Below are 18184 nucleotides of genomic sequence, written 5' to 3' on the forward strand. Positions count from 1 at the left end.
TCCCCCTCCTTTTATCTCATTCCCAAAAGCGTGTTGAGCATCTCATCTGACACGGTAACAAGTTTTGATGCTGCACCAAAGGCGTGCTGGTATTTTATCAAATTGATCATTTCCTCATCAAGGGAAACTGCAGAGATGGCATCCCGCTGGTCAGTCAAATTCGTTACCATGACGTCTGAAAACTGCCTGCTGCTCTGGATGCTCCTCGATTTAATCCCTAGGGAACCAATCATCCTCTGATAGTAGGAGTCAAGGGTGGACAATGTCAGGCTTGACTCAGCATCCACACCCCTGTCATAGGACCAGGTCTCCATATCAATGGTTTTAAACTGAAGGTCAGAGAGGTTAAGCGCATTGCGGTTATCCCCCTGACTGATCTCCCCGGTCTCGTTGTTAATCATTGCGGCGGAAATGTAGTTGGAATTTAACAAGGCATGGTTCACCGCCATTGTCATGGAATCATTTCCTGAAAAAAAGGTATTGATACCCGCGGCAGCCATCACCCCTGCTGTGGTCCCTGAATCATCCCCAAAGGCAAAGCTCAGTTCTGAAGCGTCGGTTTTCAGCAGATCAAAACTAAGGGAGCCCTCCCCTGTGATCTTGTTTTTGAAACTCACCTTAATGTCTGCAATCTCGTCCCCATTAAAATCAATGCCAAACCCGTCATCATCCCCGCCATCCGGAAGAAGGGTAATGTTACCGCCAGTTGGATCATTTTGTACGGTCCACTGGCCTGAATCGGCCCTTGCAAAGGTCAGATCCTGAACCTCAAAGTCAAGGTTTGCATAATTCTCAACCGAAACCAGGGTATTGGCTGCCATAAAGCCGACATTGCCACTGGCATTTTCAAACGACAGGTTCACCACGTCATGATAGGTATCGGAAGCTTCAAAGGTCAACCGGTTGTCCAGGGTTGCCGAGGCTGAGATTCCGGAAGATGTTCGGTTTACCTGGTCTGCAAAGGAATCAAGGGTCCAGTGCCAGTCGGAAAGCCGCTCTCCCGTGGGCCAGCCATCCCCATTGGTAGATAAAGGGTTACCCGATGTGTCGGTTGTGATGGTAAACACATCACCGGTAAAAAGGGTTCCGTCAGAAATGACCAGGGTCATCCCATCCACCTCAACCTCAAAGGGCGTTTCTGGGGTCAAAGGCGGATCTTCTCCCTCAATCTCAAAGCTGCCATATCCATTGCTGCTGGTCCACCGGATTACCAGGGGAGATTCACCATATTCGGGAAGAGTGCCCACCTTTCCACCGGATTCAACGGTAAACATATAGGTATCGCTGATGCTGTTGGCCGTGCCCCTTATTCTGAAATCAAGGGGGTCCACTGTGCCCGAGGTATCGGTATTGAGGGTAAGGGTGTTGCCGGCCACCAGTGTTCCTGAACCAATATTGAATGACAGGGTGGTTACCCCCTGTTCCTGAATCTCCACCCGGCCATCATCCTGCACCTGAATGAGTCCAGACTCACCGGTCAAAAGCCCTTCTGTATCACGTTTTTCCCACTGAATCCAACCGGTTTCATTGTACAGGGTGGAGGAGGCACTGTTCCTGCCAAAAGCATTTTTTGATTCCAGCAACCCATTCACCGGCTGGTTGGTGGTACTTCCCGTGCCGGTGGAGACCCTGAGGGTGGCATCATTACTTACTGCTTCGGTAAAATTGGTGATTTCAATGGGCTCTTCAAGGGCACTGTCCTTTAAAATGGAGACAGACCCTCCAGTGGCAAAAACCGTATAATCACCATCAACACCGTCTGTCAGGAACACGTCCTTGATCTCAACCACCAGTCTATCAGCATGATCCTCATCCGTCATGAATCCTGCATCCGGCGTGTAGGAGACCTTATGGCCATCAACATTAAACCCCACGGTATCTCCGTCCGTAAAATTGGTAAATCCGTCTTTTCCACCCAGGGTAATAATGGAACTGCCGGAAACGGCCTTTCCGTTCTCAAAAATTTCCCCATTACCAGACCCTGAAACCGAACTGGAAAAGGACATGCCCGGATTATGAACAAGGGTTACCGTGCCGGTAATAACAGCGACTTCGTCACCGAAACCAGCCTCATTCACAATTGCACCTTCAAAGGTTATTGTTTCACTGCCATCAACGGCACCGATCTCAAGCCCTTGGACCCCAATGGTTTTGCCTGAACTGCTGGTAACGGTCAGACCGGCTGCTGAAAAATCTTCGTCGGTGTTGATCCCGTTGATGGTCTCGGCAGCATCGCCCAGTGAATCTTCAAACTGCTTCTGAAAGGTTCCCACGGTGGAATCCACGGTAAAGGTCTGATTCAACTTGATTCCGTCAACGACCAGGGTATACTTAACCTCTTCACCATCAAGAGGAACACCCCCAAGATCAAAGGTTGCCGAAGTTTCTGAAGCATGGGCCTCAACCCCGTCAATTTTGTTCAGGGCATCAGCAATGGAAGCCGCAGACCTTAAGGCTTGCCCGCCGATATCCTGCACATCAATCTTTTGAGTACCATCTGGACCGCCCGAAATCGTCAGGGTCTGACCGGCAATGGATAAATTCAATGCCTCTGAAACGCTTGTACCCGTCTGCACCTCGGCAAGGCCTGACCCGTCAAATTCAGCCACCTCCCGGTCTCCAACTGTGGCGCCTTCCACAACGGTCAGCTGATAGCTGGCCTGGACACTGCCCAAGGCCGTCCCCTCCCAGTCGGACACAGCAGCCTCAGAAATACCCATGTCCACCTCAACGGACCGGTAAACAGGTTCACTACCTGACTGGTCCATGATCCACATTTTAAAATCTTCCCCATAGTCAATCCTGTCCCCAAAGGCAAGGCTTGAAAGAAGGCCACTGTCATCGGCTTGATACTCCCCGACAACAGGATCCGTGAAGTATGTAAGACCCGCCCCCTGGGAGTGTTGATAATTCATGGTCCAGATCATGTTTTCAGCAAGTACATCAATGTCGGCCTGGTATTTTGGGATAATCTCGTCCCTGAGATCCAGCCAGCCACCAAGTTTTCCACCGCTTATCTTATCAGAGATATCGACCTTGGAACCATAGGAACCCTGCCACATGACCTGGTCTTCATCAAAGGAAAGCGCATAATTATCCCCCCCGTTTACCAGGGAGAACCCATTTCCTGCATTGATGATAATGGCACCGTTGGACTGTTCAAAGGTGTTAATGTTGATGAGAGTCCCAAGCTCATCCACCAGGGCATTTCTCTCATCCCGCTGACCATTGGCCGTTTTGTTCAGCTCAAGCCCTGTGATTTCCAGGTTTATGTCTGCGATCTGATCGGTAATGTCGTTAATCTGACCAAGGGTGGTGGAGATTTCACTGTTGAGATCCGTCCGAAGTCCCGCAAGATCTCCATTTACCGAATTAAAACGCTCGGTAAGATTTTTTGCCGTATCATAAACGGCAACCCGCTCGGAAGACCCAAGAGGGTTATTCGACAAATCCTGCCAGGAAGTCCAGAATTGGCCCATAATGCTGTTAATACTGGTTTCTGAAGACTCGTCAAAAAAGCTTTCAACCACGCTCAAATAGGATTCTGCCTCTTCAAATGCAGCCTGGGAAGATTTTGCATCGGTAAGCCTGTTTTCAAGGAGTTGGTTAACCCGCTGCTGGATCTGATCGACACTGACACCCGTGCCGAACAAAAAACCGGAATAAGAGGCCGGGGTGTTGCTCTTTTGATCGGCGACCTGAAGGCTGTAATCTGGATTGTTAACATTGGCGATATTATTTCCGGTAACGTTAAGTCCGTACTGCTGGGCAGCGATGGCCCCCTGGGCAATGTTCAGTGTGGACGATATTCCTGCCATGGCTATACCTTTGCCCTTATAAAATGATTGGACTCTCTGCCCTCGCAGATTTTGCCGGAAAATGCATATTGATCCTGGCCCGACATCTTGACAATGGTCGACATTACGTCACCAACCACCTTGAGGTAATCGTTGATATAGCGTTTATTTTCACTGGCAAGTCCCTGTATTTCATCCTTTTGGGCATCAATGGCAATTTTCATGGCTTCAATTCTGGCCCTGTCCCTGGTTTTTGAAAGAAGACTTACCAGAGTAGAGAGCCGGAAAGAGGCAGGTTCCATGGAATGAACAATGCCCTGAAGGTCAAGAACCTCCAGGAGTTTGCACCTCAGGCGTTCAATCTGCCGGGCAATTTCATTTTTTTTCGTTGTAATACGCCATAGGGAATCGACATCCATGGCAAGGATAGCCTGTCTATCCGCTTCCAAAAGCGCTGTCAATTGCCTGTAGCAGACAAGCTTCTCATGAATCAGGGTTTCAAGCCGGTCGGTAAAATGTTCCATGTCATCCCCCATACCTATTGTTTATCGGCATCTGCATGAATTTTTAAAGTCTGAAGGGATATTTATTGCTACAAAAGGAAAAATTTTCCCTGTTATCTGAAAGGATATCCCCTTTAAATGGATATTTGCAACATCCATGCCAAAGAGCTGGGCGTTTTAGGAGACGCAATCCCATGGCCCCATATTCTCCCTATTCTTTCGGGACATCCACCTCTGAATATAGGAACAATTGCAGGCCAGCTACCTGTCCAGGGAGGCTTCCAGCATTTCAGCAATGCCAACCCCCCTGCCTGAACCTGCCAGCCGGTCAACAAGTGCCTGGTCGTACATGGATTCAAAGATCTCAACCCCCTGGCTCTTGCCAAACAGGGCATCCCCGGGCAGGGTCTGGCGCATGGATTTCACCATGGTTGAAAAAAAAATAGCCTCAAATCCCTGGCAGGCCTTGGTGAGTTCTTTTTGATCCTTGTTCGTGGGATCATTTGCCTTTGCCCTGTCAATTTTAGCCGTGGAAAGGCTGAGGTCCATTGAATTAATGGGGTCCATTTAAATACCTCCGATAAGGGAATAAGGGAAACGCTTCCTGTTAAAGGTTCCCATCAAGCAGATGAAGATTAAATAATCTCAAGTTCGGCCTGGAGGGCACCGGCCGCCTTGATGCTCTGGAGAATGGTGATCAGGTCCCTTGGGGAAACGCCAATGGAGTTGAGGCCCTTGACAAGCTCGCCAATGGTGGCACCCCCTGGAAGCGGCATCACCTTGACCGCCTCCTCGTCCACGGCCACATCTCTTTGGGATGTGGTGATTGTCTCACCCTGGGTAAAGGATTCAGGCTGGGACACCTCGCTTGATTTCTTGATGGTCACGGTGAGGTTGCCATGGGCCACGGCCACGGTCGAGATGGTGACGTTTTCACCGATCACAACGGTGCCGGTCTTTTCGTTGACGACCACCTTGGCCCGGGTGTCCGGCACAATGGATAGGGTCTCAATATCGGCCAGAAACTCGGCCACCTTGCTCTCCTGCATGTTTTCAGGAATGTTGAGGCGAAGGGCGCTGGAATCAACCGCCTCTGCCACCCCATCGCCAATGGAAGCGTTGATGGTGTCTGCCACCCGCTTGGCCGTTGTAAAGTCAGGGTTAAACAATGACAGAATCAGCGCCTTTTTGCCGTCCAGAACAACGGGGATTTCCCGCTCAACACTTGCCCCGTTGGCGATCCTGGCCACCTGGAGATGATTCTTCTGGGTGCTGCCCCTGGCCCCGCCTGCCCCCACACCCCCAAGGGTCACAGGCCCTTGGGCAAGGGCGTAAACCTGCCCGTCAACCCCCTTGAGGGGGGTCAGGAGAAGGGTGCCGCCGGAAAGGCTTTTGGCATCCCCGATGGACGAGGCAACCACATCGATTTTATTGCCGATCCTTGCAAAGGCCGGAATATCGGCCGTGACTATGACGGCCGCAATGTTCTTGACCGAAAGCTCGTCTTTATCCACATGGATACCCATGCGGTCCATCATATTGGCAAGAGCCTGGGTGGTAAAATCAGCTCCGGATTTGTCTCCGGTGCCATCAAGCCCCACAATCAGCCCATAGCCCGTGAGCTGGTTGCTGCGGATGCCCTTGATTGCGGCAAGGTCCTTGATCCTTGCCCCCTGGGCTGTCTTGATTCCGGAAAACAGGACAAAGGTCAAAAAAAAGATTCCCAGGGTCACAAAACAACTCGTTGAGCCAATCATATATTTTTTCATCATTTAAGAATCCTTTTTCAATCTGATGTCACTTCCAGTGCTATTTATACCGGGAATTTAAAAGGGCCAAATATTGTCCATGATTCGGGTTCCCCAGCCTGGGTTCTGTTTGTCTGCAAGGACACCCTTTCCAGAATACTCGATCCTTGAATCTGCAAGATAGGTGGATTTAACCCGGTTATCTGCCATGATGTCTCCAGGTCTTAGCACACCGGATACGGAGATATACTGAACCTCGCCATTGACCTTCATGGCCCGCCGCCCAAACAGACTCAGGTTTCCATTGGGCAGGATCTCGGTTATCCTTGCGGCAATGGATGCCGTGATGCTTCCACTGCGGTCATTTTTTGCCTCGCCCTTAAAATCGTTGCTATAATCGGCACCCACAAGCTTACCTGCACCAGTGGCACCGAACCCCCGGGTCACACCAAAGAGATTTGAGATGCCCACATTAACACCTGTCTCCCTTGAAGTTTCCGTATTCACATCCATCTGTGAAGAGGTGTTTTCAACAATGTCCACGATCACCGTGTCTCCAACCATGGACGCCTTTGTATCTTCAAAAAACCTGGCCCGTGAATCCGAGGTCCACAGCGACCCTTCGCTTGGAGGGACCACTGCGTACTTGGGCTGGAGCACCGGCTGATCGGACGTTCCCTGGGGCAGTAACGCCCCTGAACTGCTCCTATTTGTTGTACTGCCCATGCACCCTGTTAACGCCAGGACCGTCAGAACAAGGGCTGACATTATCTGTTTCATCATTTTTCCTCCTAGAAAAAAACATCCACGGTTTTGGGGCCTGAAATTCTGCCGGAGACCACCCGGTTGGTGGTCAGGTTGTTCACCTGGATCTGGTCGCCAAGGCGCCCCTCCTGGTCCGCCACCCCGGTTGCAACAATGCGCATATTCCCCTTTCTGGCCACAAGAACAACATTGTCTCCCCGGTTGATCAGCGGGGAATCTTCCACCATGTTTTCCCTGAAAAAACCGTTTGACGCAAGGCTCTGTTTCAACCGCATGCCAACCAGGGAATCCAACCGGGTCAAATAGTTGTCAGGGATCTTTGAGACATTGATCCGTTTCAGGCAAAGATCTTTGGGTGCAAGGATCTCCCCCCGGGAAAGATTTCGCGTGGCGCACACCACCCTGTCGTAAAGGTCCACATACCCGGTCATTGAAACCTTGCCGTGGGAGACGCCGTCAACCCTGACATCCGCAGAAAGGCTCACCCTGCCCTTTATTTCACGGTTTCGCCGGGGCCGGACAGACAGATCAATCTCACCCATGGGATAGAGACCCAGTCCCCTGACCTTGAACTCCCTGATCTCAAACGAGTGATTGCCCGCTCTCTCCTTGATATAGTCATGGTAAAGAACGCCCAAGCTGTCCTGGGAGACTTCCTGGCCGACCCGTTTGATGAAAACGGTGTCAGGAAAACGGATTTCAGCCGTTGCAGGAAGCCAGGAGATGGATTTTAATTTTGAAGCAAGGCGTTGCCCTGACTCCCGCTTTACCGCCCCGATTGACGGAGAAAACCCCATGGAGAAATTTTCCAGGGCTTCTTTCATCATTCCAGGCGCCTTGACCTGGGCAATCTCCTTTAGCAGATACGCCCTGGCATTGACCCCGGCCTCGGGGTTGATCTCTATCAATACCGGATTCTGTTCCGCTCCATGGACCCCAAAGGCCGCAAAAACAACCATCAGGAAACCCACGACCCTAATGAACTGTTTCATTATCGTTTGAGCCCGTTGGCAAGACCTAACATGGTATCTGCCGTCTGGATGGATTTGGAATTTGCCTCATAGGCCCGCTGGCCCACGATCATGTTCACCATCTCTTCGACAACGCTCACATTGGACATTTCAAGAAAATTATTGGCAACCGTTCCAAGGGGCGCATCACCGGGAATGCCCTCGGTGGCGGGGCCGGAGCCCTCGGTCTGCCTGAACAGATTCTCCCCCACGGCAAACAACCCGGCTGGGTTCACAAACGACGACAGATTCACCTGCTCAGTTGCAAGGATGGTATCGTCAGCGCCGGTGACGGTCAGCGTGCCGTTGTCCTGGAGGCTGATCAGGGTGGCCTCCACTGGAATGGAGATCTCAGGCTGGAGCCGGTCACCCGAGTTGGTGGTGATGAATCCCTCGCTGTCCAGGGTAAAGTTGCCGGCCCGGGTATACAACTCTTCGTCCCCGTGGAGGACCCTGAAGAATCCATCCCCCTGGATCACAAAATCGAGCTCGTTGCCGGTCTGGCTGTAATCACCCTGGGTGAAGATCTTCTGCACCCCCGAAGGTCTGACCCCCATGCCCACCTGAATTCCCGTGGGAATCTGACCACCGCCAGGGGTTGTAGCGCCTGCCACCAGCATGGTCTGGTACATGAGATCCTGAAAATTGGCCCTACTCTTCTTGAACCCTGCCGTGCTCGAGTTGGCAAGGTTATTGGCCACCACATCCGTCTGTATCTGCTGGGCGTTCATGCCCGTTGCCGAAGTCCATAGCGCTCTTATCATATCTTTATCTCCTGATTATTTTGGACCGTTCCGGTTGATGTGATACCCCTTCCAGGGTGTCACCACCAGTGGCGTTTCATCGTTCGTTGTAACCGAAATCAATCCCCCGTTCCGGTTACTGGAGTTTACCCAGACTGTTGATGGCCTTATCATCCACCTCGTCAAAGGTCATCATCATCTTCTGAAAGGTCTCGTACATCCTGTGGTGGTCGATCATGTTGACCATCTCCTCCACGGCCTTGACACTGGAAAGTTCAAGGGAGCCCTGGACAACGCCGACATTGGCCGGCGCAACTTCAAGGTTGGTGTCGCCCGTAAAGACAAAATTATTGGCCCCCTCCTTCTGAAGCAGGTCAAGGGTATCAAATGTAACAATGTCCAGTTGGTCGATAACGGCACCATCGCCCCGAATCTCGCCTGTACCATTGATCTCAACGGTTCCGGCAGTAATGGTAATGGGCCCGTTTTGACCAAGGACGGCATCCCCGTTCTGGTCCACCAGCACATTGTCCGCGTTCAGGGAAAAGACCCCGTTTCGGGTATATCTCACCCCGGAAGGGGTTTCGACCTTGAAAAACCCCTCGTCGGACAGGGCAAGATCAAGGGGGTTGCCCGTATGTTTCACGCCTGCCTGGGTAAGATCGGTGTTAAGGGCCGCCTTGAACATACTGTCAAAGCTGACAACATCCTTTTTAAATCCGGCCGTATCCACATTGGCAAGATGGTTGGATGTCACCTCAAGCTTTCGCTCCTGGCGGAGCCCGCCTTGAACCGGCCGTGTCATTTCAAGAATCATGAAGGTTTCCTTTTCAGTTAAGCAAATCAGTCGTTCTGTGCTTGACAACCTAAGACAGCAATAAAGATGCCAGAGTTTTGATCAACCCGTGATCTGATCCTATCCATTTGAAAACAAAAGAGATAAAAGCAATGACGCAAATTTTAAAAAGGGTTTCAGGCGCTTTTTATGGAAAAAAAGAGGGGTTTCTGACGGGGTCCGGCCAGGTTATTGACGCTGGCCGGAAAAAACTGCCTAGGGTTTTGGGCGGTTTTTGTTGATGCTGTAAACAAAGGCCAGCAGCTCTGCCACGGCAACATAGATCTCCTGGGGAATCTCCTGGTTAATATCAAGCCCTGCCAGCACCTCCACAAGATCAGGGTCCTTTTTTACGGGGACATCGTGCTGTTCAGCGATGTCAATGATCTTTTGTGCAACAATCCCCGATCCCTTGGCCGTAACCTTGGGTGAGGAACCTGCAGCACGATCGTATTTAAGTGCGACTGCCTTTTTTTTTCCCATGGTTTACACCATAAGGTCCAGGTTGGAGGTTTCCTGGTTCACAAACTGTTCGGCAATGGAGGCCTGGGAAATCATTTCAGGGGTCCCCCTGGTGCAGGTCACCTGGAGCACCTTGAACCCCTGGGTCGTTAACCGCTGCCGCAGTGTGGGCACCATGGTTCGGACAAAAGAGACAACATCTTCATCTGCCACCTGGAAAGATGCTGTAATTTCTTTGTTTAAAACCGAAAGGTCCACCCGCAGGGCACCCAGGTTTGTCATGTCAAGAAACAAAGAGGCCTTCACCAGGCGATGATTTTCGGAACGGGCCTTGTCTTTTTTTTCGCCAAGATCAAAAAAAAGCTGGCCAAAGGTGAAGGCCTCTGAACTGAAAATGGAAAAGGGAATCAGATACCGAGCCATATCCGAAGATTGGCTGTTGAGCATCTGAAATTTTTCCATGGCGTCGATGAATTTCCCAACCGGTTTGAGTATCTCCTCGTTTCCCGGGTCAGAAAGGGAGAGCATTGCCTGGCCCTTTTCCCGCAAGATTGCAATCTTTTCCAGTACACGGAGAATAAACCCAGGGTCCGGGGTTTCAGATTTAAGGGCGGTGGACATGAGCAGATCCTTCAACGGAGCAAGTTCAGAGTCTAACACGGAAGCGCCGGTTTCGGACGAAACAAGTGCTGCAAGGTGTGAAAACGGACTCTTGTCGGTCAGTGAGCCAAAAGCCGCAGACAGACGACCCGGAATCAACAAAGGCGCTCGAACCGTTTCAGTCATGGGTTTCACGATCTCAAAGCCCCCCTCCCCCGTCACCTTCAACTCCAGGGTCTGCCCGGGCGTCAGAAGAATCGAGGTCTCAGCCACCAACCGTTTGCCTGCCACCATGAGCTCAGCCCGGGTGGGTGATAAAACCTTGAGAACAGTGGCGTCAACAATACGGCCGTCACCAAGGGCGGGCAGGACAGCTTTTTCCCCGCCCTTGAGCTGCCTGAAGAGCTCGGGAGAGAAAATCTGCACCCCGGAGTTCACTGGTCCTCCATTGCCACAAACTTCTTTTTAAGCGTTATGACCAGTTGCACCTCGCCCTTGGGCATGGACAGTCGTGAGGCAATGGCATCGGCATCAAGGCCCTTTTCATAGAGCTCTACAACACGCTTCTGCTCGTCAAACACATCCGTTTTTGGATTGTTTTTTGCTACGGGAACAGGTGTTGCCCTGGCAAGAAGGGATTCGGCCCTGGAGAGCAGCAGGTTGATGCTGATGATCCGTGAGTCAAGGGAGTCGTTCAGCCCCTGTATGAGGTTTTTTTTATCCCGTATCTGGCCATCAAAGCTCTTTGCAGCAGCATCGGCTTCTTTGACAAGGGGTTCCAGCATATCAATGATCTGGGATGCGGTGCGGACGGCATCTTTTGCACCTTTGTCCGTTTTTTCAAGGACATTTTTTTCCCGGGATTTTTTGTCACTGGCCTGTTTTTTCAGGCGGCCCAGAAGCGCCATGAACAGCCCAAGCAGCACAAGGTCAATAAAGAGCTGAACCCCGGACCAGAATTTGAGTGAAAAGAGTATGGTCATGCAATGGTATCAAGCAGGTTTCCGGTCATGTCCGGTGGCTGCTCCCCCTTTGTTTGTCGCTTTGCCCGGGCCTTGTCTGCCGATCCCTTGTCTTTTTTTTTCTTTTCCCTGTCAGACGCCACCTCCGGGGAGCTGTTGGATTCAGGCACGGTTGACCGTTCAACAATTTCCTTTGCCGCCTGCTGTGCCGCAAGCTGTTCCGGGTCCGGGTTGTTGGGCCGAACGTGATGGGTGGCCTCGTGCAACACCCCGGACTGCTGAACAACAACATTGTGACCTGGTATGGTAGTCATGGCTCTCCTTCTATCCAGTGCTGAAGACCTTAAACTGAACCTGTTCCACATACCTGCCCGGCAGGGAACGGTTTAAGGCCTCTTTTATCTTGTCCAAAAGATCCGCCTCTGTAACCTTATCGATCTTTTCCGAAGCAAGGGCCCGATCCATGGCTTCAAAAATAATATCCCTGTAAAGGGCCAGGTGGCTGTTAATCTCGGTTGCAGCCCTTGCATCCGAGTAATCAATGGAAACACTGGCCGTGACATAGACAAACTCAACCTTTCCTCCCGGCACCAGCACAACAAAATTTTCCAGGACCATATTCCCCGGGCCTGACAAAACGTCATCACCCCGGGGCAGATCTCCTTGAACACTTACGGCCTCAGGCGCCACGGTTTTTGGGACATCAGCCACCTGTCGGGGCCCTGGAATCACCCTGGGCTCCTTTTCTCCAAAAAACATGAAATAAGCCACAGGCAGGGCGACCAGAACCAGGCAAACCGCCAGACCGGCCACCATGATTTTTTTGGATTGATACCATTTCCCGGCAGGTACGGGGTCGTCAGGGGGCGATTCAACGGCCTGAGTTACAGGCTCTCTTACCTCTTCCAGAACCACCTGGAGATCTTCTTCAAGGGGCAGTTCCCCATCTGCATCCCCCGTTGGGGGGCTGTCAAGGGCGCCAATGATATCCTCATCCTCCTCTTCAGAACTTCGCAGGAGCTCATCAATGTCGTCCTGGGAGATGAGGTCATTCACGTCGGAATCCTCTTCAGGCAGGTCATCCCTGAGAAGGTCATCAATGTCGGTCTGGGCAATGGTCTCATCCCCGGACAGCGGTGCAGGTTCAACCCCAAGCTCAACCGGCAATTCTGCCACCAGGTCCGGTTCCGGTTCTGGTTCTGAAAGTGGCTCAATTCCCCGATCCTTTTCCAGGTCCAGTTCAGGCTCAACCCCCAGGTCCGGTTCAGGTTCTGATTCAAATGCTGCCCCGGATTCCGCTTCCCCGGCCAAGAGTCTGTCAATTGTCTCCTGGGTGACCAGGTTCTCCTCAATGGACACTGCCTGGGATTCATCAATAACGCTTTCCCCATCCAGAGACATTTCACGGGCCGTCCCAGGCCCCGCCTGGACCGACGACGCCCCGGCCATGATTTTTCCGTCCCCCAGAGGGGCGATATCTTCACCCCCATCGGGCATGGCAGATTTCATGAGCCGGTCAATATCCTCCTGGGAAACCAATTCCAGATCATCGTCATCCAGATCCGACACCCCATCGTCTTCAGGAGAATCAAACACCTCGGATGACGTATTCAGAAGATTATCGATGTCATCCTGGGAAAGGGCTCCCATTTCATCTTCTGCCGCATCTTCCCCCAGGTCAAAAAGGGATTCCGCACCATCAAAAGACGAATCGTTCAGCAGGGTGTCAATATCATCCTGGGAGATCAGGATATCATCATCACTGCCGGATTTAGACATTTAAGACCCCTCAACGGAAGTGCTGCTTCCATAATAGTCCTTGATTTTTACCTTGAGCTTGATCAGGATGGCCGTATGTATCTGGCAGATCCTTGATTCCGTGAGCGTCAACACCTCACCGATTTCCTTGAGGGTGAGCTCCTCATAGTAGTAAAGGGATACGACCAGCTGCTCTTTTTCGGTCAGGGTCGTAACGGCTCTGGCAAGAACACCTTTAAGCTCCTCCCTGTCAAGCAGATCGGCAGGCGTGTGCTCCCCCTTGATGCCTGCTTGAAATCGTGTCATGGACGAGGTATCATTATCCCCTGTTCGGATAAAGGCGTCAAGGCTCAGAATGGCGGCTCCATGGATGTCTGTGAGCATATCGTAATAGGACTCAAGGGGCACTTCAAGGAGTTTGGCCACCTCATTGTCCGATGCAGGCCCCTTTTTTTTGTCCTCTATGGCCTTGACCGCCCTTGAAATATCCTGAATCTTTTTTCTCATGGATCTGGAGTAGGTATCCATGCTTCTGAGTTCGTCCAGGATGGCGCCTTTTATTCGGTACTGGGCATAGGTTTTAAGGCTGACATGCTTGCCTGAATCGAACTTGTCCACCGCATCAATGAGGCCGAGGGAACCAGCACTCACAAGCTCGTCAAACAACACGCTGGATGGAAGCCTCCGGGCGAAACGCGACGCTATCTGTCTCACCAGAAAGGCGTACTCCACAATCATCGCCTCCCGGTCACCCCCTCTTTGCCCTGTTATATTCCCATAGGGTTTTACCATTGGTTCAATTGCCCCTGTCAGATTATGTCCACCCTTTGGCCTTTGCCCATGACTCACCTGGCAGGGTCAAGGTCAAGAATTCGCCCCATGAAAAATTTAATATTCCCATCGGATCCCGGTCTTAGTTTTGATTCCGCCATTTTTTGAGCCAGCCCCCCAATGCTCATTGCCGAAGGTGATTGGGGCGCATATTCAACAACCGTACTTCGCTTGAGAACGGCCTTTTGAAGATTCTCATCCATGGGAATGTATCCAAAATATTCAAGCACAACATTTCCCAGGAATTTATCAATGGCGCCGCTAAGGGAAGCGTAAACAGATTTGGCCTCTCGTTCAGACTTTACCATGTTTACCACAAGTTTAAAATACTTGATACCGTGATCCCTTGAAAGCACCTTCATCAACGCATAGGCATCGGTGATCGAAGTCGGCTCCCGGGTTGCAATGACGATGTTCTCGTCTGAAGCCACATTAAAATAGAGCACATTTGACGAGATCCCAGCCCCCGTGTCCACAAGAACAAAGTCAGCCATCTCCTCCAGGGCCTCAAATTCAGACAAGAGGTTGAGCTTTTCACCGTCTGAAAGCTGGGTAAGATTGGCAAACCCGCTACCACCGGGAATGATCTTCACCCCATGGTCGGTTGTCACAATCACCTGTTTGAGTTTTTTCTCCCCGCTCAGGATGTGGCCAATGTTGTAGCGCGGCCTCAGGTTGAAAAGAATGTCAATGTTGGCAAGTCCCACATCGGCATCCACAACCACCACCCGTTTTCCCAGTTTTGTCAGGGCAAGGGCAAGGCTTCCCACGCAATGGCTTTTGCCGACACCTCCCTTACCGCTTGTCACGGCAACCACCCTTGGCATCGACCGACGACCCGGTGCCCTTGATGCCGTCCGGCCCCTTGACAGGGTGTTTGATTCTACAATTGTTCTAAGCCCGCTTGCCTGATCCACCTGATCCACCTGATACCTCCTTTTATCCCTGTTCCCGGCCCAGCATGATTCCCAGAAGATCCTGGGGGGTCGGAACGATTAAGTCCTCAGGGACACGTTGCCCATTAGTCACAAAAGAGATGGGCAGTCTCAAATCTCCCACCTGATCCATTATTTTTCCACATTGCCGCGTTTCGTCAATCTTTGTAAAAACGTAGGATTCAGGATTCAATGCAGAAAAGGCCTTTGCCGATTCCCGCATATTGAAAAATCCGGTTGTCACGCTTAGAACAAGGTGAACCGAAACCTTAAAGCCACCGTCGAGCACATGGGCCACTTCTTCCATCCTCGGGGTATCCGAAGGACTGTGGCCTGCCGTATCAATGAGCACAACATCCATCTGCCCCATTCGCTCCAGGGCCTTGACCAGATCGTCCCGGTTATAGGCGGGAACACACATGACGCCCATGATGGTTCCATAGGACTTCAACTGTTCAAATGCCCCCATGCGATAGCTGTCAATGGAGATGAGTCCCACATTTTTTTTCCCCTGGAACTTAAGCCGTGCCGCAAGTTTTGCAATGGTGGTGGTCTTGCCCACACCGGTGGGACCCACAAAAGCTGCGGCATGGGGCATACCCGGAACGCCTTGATCTTCGGCAAAGGGGTCCACGGTTTTGACCTGCCGCAAACACTCTTTGAGCACATACCGCTTGAGCAGGGCGCTGTTTCCAGACCCTTTGCCGTAAATGCCATCCATGGATTCACAGGCATTTTTAACCAGCATCTTCGCCTTTTTTTCCGAAACCCCGGTCCTCAGCAAGGCGGCAAACAACCCTGCTGATTCTGAATGATCCGCCATGAGCGATTCAAGACCATTGCCGAACCCCACAAGGGAGATAAGATCCTTGATTGCGGCAAGTTCCTCCCTGAGGGGTGCAAAGCCGTCCTCCGGGTTATGGGTTTCGGCAGTTTTCCGGGGCTCGGTCTTGGGGGCAGCTTCAATTTCAAACATCTGCCCGGCATAGGGATCACGGGGACTCTTTGGGACCCTGCGGGTGGAAAGAATCATTGCGTCCGGCCCCAGTTCTTCCTTGACCGATGCCATGGCCTCCTGAACCGTTCGAGCTCTAAAATTTTTTACTCTCATTGCAGCTTGACCTTTCCTCCTGCCTGCAGGTTGATGTCATCCACGATCTCCGCATGGGAAATCACAAACACCGACGGCAGGGCATGTTCAATCAACTTCCGAAAATGGCGCCTTAAGCCCGGTGAACACATGATAACAGGCTGTACATCCGAAGCAAGTTGTTTTTCTACCGCTGTTGATGCTGAGGCGATGATCTTCTCTGCAATCTTTGGATCAAGGGCAAGATAGGAGCCGTGTTCCGTGTGTTTGATGTTCTTGCCCAGAAGATCTTCAACCTCCCGGTCCAGGGTGATCACCTGGAGGGTTTTGTTTGCCCCGTAAAACGAGGCAAGCATGCCCTTTGCAATTTTCTGGCGGACATATTCGGTCAGCAGGTCCGGGTCCTTGCCCATGGGTGCGTAATCCGCAAGGGTCTCCACAATGGTCAACAGATTCCTGATGGAAATCCGTTCGCGCAACAGATTCTGGAGCACCTTTTGAACAACGCCGATGGAAAGAAGATTGGGTACCAGTTCCTCAACGGCCTTGGGGGTTGTTTTGGCAAGGTTGTCCAGCAGGTGCTGCACCTCCTGGCGGCCCAGAAGATCATAGGCGTTGTTTCTGATGATCTCGGTAAGATGGGTGGCGATCACCGTTGAGTTGTCCACCACCGTGTAACCTGCAAACTTGGCAGCATCCTCTTTGTCCTGGGGAATCCACAATGCCGGCAGGTGAAAGGCGGGTTCCGTGGTGGCAATACCCTCCATGGGCTGGGCCGTCCCGCCCGGATCCATGGCAAGCAGATGATTGACCATGAGCTCGGTCCCGGCAGCCTCCACACCCTTGATCATCACCCGGTACTGGGCCGGACTGAGCTTGAGATTGTCCCTTATGTGAATCGGTGGAATGACAATGCCCAGCTCACTTGCAAACTGACGCCGAATGGCCCGAATTCGACCCAGAAGGGTGCCGTCCTGCTGCTTGTCCACCAGGGGAATAAGCCCGTACCCGACCTCAAGTTCAATGGTGTCCATGGTCAGGAGGTGGTCCACCTCTTCCGGGCCTCCGTCCTCTGCCTCATCTTCGGGTGCAGTGCCGATCTCGGCGTCTTCCTCGACAGCCCCGTGTCTGCCCACAAAATACCAGCACCCGCCACCGAGAAGAAGGGAAAGGGTCATGAAAGGAAAGGCGGGAAGCCCCGGTACAAGGCCGAAGCAGAAAACAATCACCGACCCCACATAAACGGGTGTTGTCGAAGAGAGAAGATGGGTGGCAAACTCTTTTCCCATGCGGTTTTCAGAACCGGATCGAGACACCAGAAGACCGGCGGCCGTGGAGATGAGCAGGGCTGGAATCTGGGACACAAGACCGTCCCCCACGGTTAAGAGGGTATAGTTAGCAAGGGCATCGGCCATGGGCATGCCCTGCTGAACCACACCGATGATAAACCCGCCGGCAATGTTGATCATGGTGATAATGATGCCGGCAATGGCATCCCCCCTGACAAACTTGCTGGCACCGTCCATGGCCCCGTGGAATTCAGACTCCTTTGCAACACCCCGTCGCCGTTGCCCAGCCTCGACCTCGTCAATCATACCGGCGTTTAAATCTGCATCAATGGCCATCTGCTTGCCCGGCATGGCGTCCAGGGTGAAACGGGCTGCAACCTCTGCAATTCTGCCAGCACCCTTTGTAATAACCATGAAGTTGATCAGCACCAGGATAATGAAAATAATCATTCCCACCACATAGTTGCCACCCACCACAAAGTTGCCAAAGCTCATGATGATGGATCCTGCGGCCAGGGGGCCTTCACTGCCGTGGAGCAGGATCAGCCTTGTGGAGGCAACGTTCAGGGACAACCTGAAGAGAGTCAACACCAGGAGCATGGACGGAAAGATGAAAAAATCCAGCGGTGCCTTGGTGTACATGGTGGTGATCAGCACGATAACGGCAAAGGTGATGCTCAGGGCCAGAAAAAAATCAAGAAAAATCGGAGGGATGGGCAGAATCATGGCCATGAGAATACCGATCAGGGCAAAGATCATTGCAATGTCGGAAGATTCCCTTTTTAAACCGGCCAGGATTCCCGTTGCTTCAGCTGCCATTCAATTTTCTCCTGTGAAATCCATTTCAATCAACACG

At 51.9% G+C, this 18184-nt stretch carries 17 protein-coding genes; all 17 read right to left on the reverse strand.

The genetic code is table 11. The annotated features are described in order from the left end of the window. Nucleotides 1-11 precede the first annotated feature (11 nt). The 17 genes from flgK to flhA all read right to left on the reverse strand — a co-directional run bounded on the left by flgK (nucleotide 12) and on the right by flhA (nucleotide 18147). Nucleotides 12-3818: a flagellar hook-associated protein FlgK gene (flgK, locus tag HRM2_RS18235; RefSeq protein ID WP_015905500.1), complete on the reverse strand. Its 3807-nt coding sequence runs from the start codon at nucleotides 3816-3818 to the stop codon at nucleotides 12-14. A 2-nt stretch (nucleotides 3819-3820) separates the two neighbouring features. Further along, a complete protein-coding gene (locus HRM2_RS18240; RefSeq protein ID WP_015905501.1) occupies nucleotides 3821-4321 on the reverse strand; it encodes a flagellar protein FlgN in 501 nt (166 codons plus the stop codon). Nucleotides 4322-4561: 240 nt separating this feature from the next. Beyond that, nucleotides 4562-4867 (reverse strand): rod-binding protein, encoded by a 306-nt coding sequence (locus HRM2_RS18245; RefSeq protein ID WP_015905502.1) that lies wholly within the window; start codon nucleotides 4865-4867, stop codon nucleotides 4562-4564. A 68-nt stretch (nucleotides 4868-4935) separates the two neighbouring features. Next, nucleotides 4936-6072: a flagellar basal body P-ring protein FlgI gene (locus HRM2_RS18250; RefSeq protein ID WP_015905503.1), complete on the reverse strand. Its 1137-nt coding sequence runs from the start codon at nucleotides 6070-6072 to the stop codon at nucleotides 4936-4938. 54 nt (nucleotides 6073-6126) lie between these two features. Then, complete coding sequence (locus HRM2_RS18255; protein WP_015905504.1) at nucleotides 6127-6831, reverse strand: flagellar basal body L-ring protein FlgH; 705 nt, start codon at nucleotides 6829-6831, stop codon at nucleotides 6127-6129. Between the two features lie 8 nt (nucleotides 6832-6839). After that, a complete protein-coding gene (gene flgA, locus HRM2_RS18260) occupies nucleotides 6840-7805 on the reverse strand; it encodes a flagellar basal body P-ring formation chaperone FlgA (protein ID WP_041273366.1) in 966 nt (321 codons plus the stop codon). Next, nucleotides 7805-8587, reverse strand: coding sequence for a flagellar basal-body rod protein FlgG (gene flgG / locus HRM2_RS18265; RefSeq protein WP_015905506.1), 783 nt, complete (start codon nucleotides 8585-8587; stop codon nucleotides 7805-7807). Before flgG ends, flgA begins: the two co-directional genes overlap by 1 nt. Before the next feature lie 115 nt (nucleotides 8588-8702). Then, complete coding sequence (locus HRM2_RS18270) at nucleotides 8703-9383, reverse strand: flagellar hook-basal body protein (RefSeq protein WP_015905507.1); 681 nt, start codon at nucleotides 9381-9383, stop codon at nucleotides 8703-8705. A gap of 234 nt (nucleotides 9384-9617) precedes the next feature. Beyond that, a complete protein-coding gene (locus HRM2_RS18275; RefSeq protein WP_015905508.1) occupies nucleotides 9618-9884 on the reverse strand; it encodes an EscU/YscU/HrcU family type III secretion system export apparatus switch protein in 267 nt (88 codons plus the stop codon). Nucleotides 9885-9887: 3 nt separating this feature from the next. Further along, nucleotides 9888-10901 (reverse strand): flagellar hook-length control protein FliK, encoded by a 1014-nt coding sequence (gene fliK, locus HRM2_RS18280; protein WP_015905509.1) that lies wholly within the window; start codon nucleotides 10899-10901, stop codon nucleotides 9888-9890. Beyond that, the gene (locus HRM2_RS18285; protein WP_015905510.1) at nucleotides 10898-11446 is read right to left on the reverse strand and encodes a hypothetical protein; all 549 of its coding nucleotides are present in this window, start codon (nucleotides 11444-11446) and stop codon (nucleotides 10898-10900) included. The genes fliK and HRM2_RS18285 overlap by 4 nt, the downstream gene beginning before the upstream one ends. Next, nucleotides 11443-11739: a hypothetical protein gene (locus HRM2_RS18290; RefSeq protein WP_015905511.1), complete on the reverse strand. Its 297-nt coding sequence runs from the start codon at nucleotides 11737-11739 to the stop codon at nucleotides 11443-11445. Before HRM2_RS18290 ends, HRM2_RS18285 begins: the two co-directional genes overlap by 4 nt. A gap of 10 nt (nucleotides 11740-11749) precedes the next feature. Further along, nucleotides 11750-13204 carry a flagellar basal body-associated FliL family protein gene (locus tag HRM2_RS18295; protein WP_015905512.1) on the reverse strand — a complete coding sequence of 485 codons (1455 nt, stop codon included), beginning with the start codon at nucleotides 13202-13204 and terminating at the stop codon, nucleotides 11750-11752. After that, nucleotides 13205-13975, reverse strand: a complete 771-nt coding sequence (locus HRM2_RS18300; protein ID WP_148214668.1) for a sigma-70 family RNA polymerase sigma factor — start codon at nucleotides 13973-13975, stop codon at nucleotides 13205-13207. A gap of 53 nt (nucleotides 13976-14028) precedes the next feature. Continuing rightward, complete coding sequence (locus HRM2_RS18305; protein ID WP_232364071.1) at nucleotides 14029-14940, reverse strand: MinD/ParA family protein; 912 nt, start codon at nucleotides 14938-14940, stop codon at nucleotides 14029-14031. A gap of 13 nt (nucleotides 14941-14953) precedes the next feature. Next, on the reverse strand, nucleotides 14954-16060 hold the full coding sequence (locus HRM2_RS18310) for a flagellar biosynthesis protein FlhF (RefSeq protein WP_015905515.1): 1107 nt from the start codon (nucleotides 16058-16060) through the stop codon (nucleotides 14954-14956). Beyond that, nucleotides 16057-18147, reverse strand: coding sequence for a flagellar biosynthesis protein FlhA (gene flhA, locus HRM2_RS18315; RefSeq protein ID WP_015905516.1), 2091 nt, complete (start codon nucleotides 18145-18147; stop codon nucleotides 16057-16059). Before flhA ends, HRM2_RS18310 begins: the two co-directional genes overlap by 4 nt. Nucleotides 18148-18184: the final 37 nt, after the last annotated feature.

The sequence above is a fragment of the Desulforapulum autotrophicum HRM2 genome (genome assembly GCF_000020365.1).
GTDB classification, from domain to species: domain Bacteria; phylum Desulfobacterota; class Desulfobacteria; order Desulfobacterales; family Desulfobacteraceae; genus Desulforapulum; species Desulforapulum autotrophicum.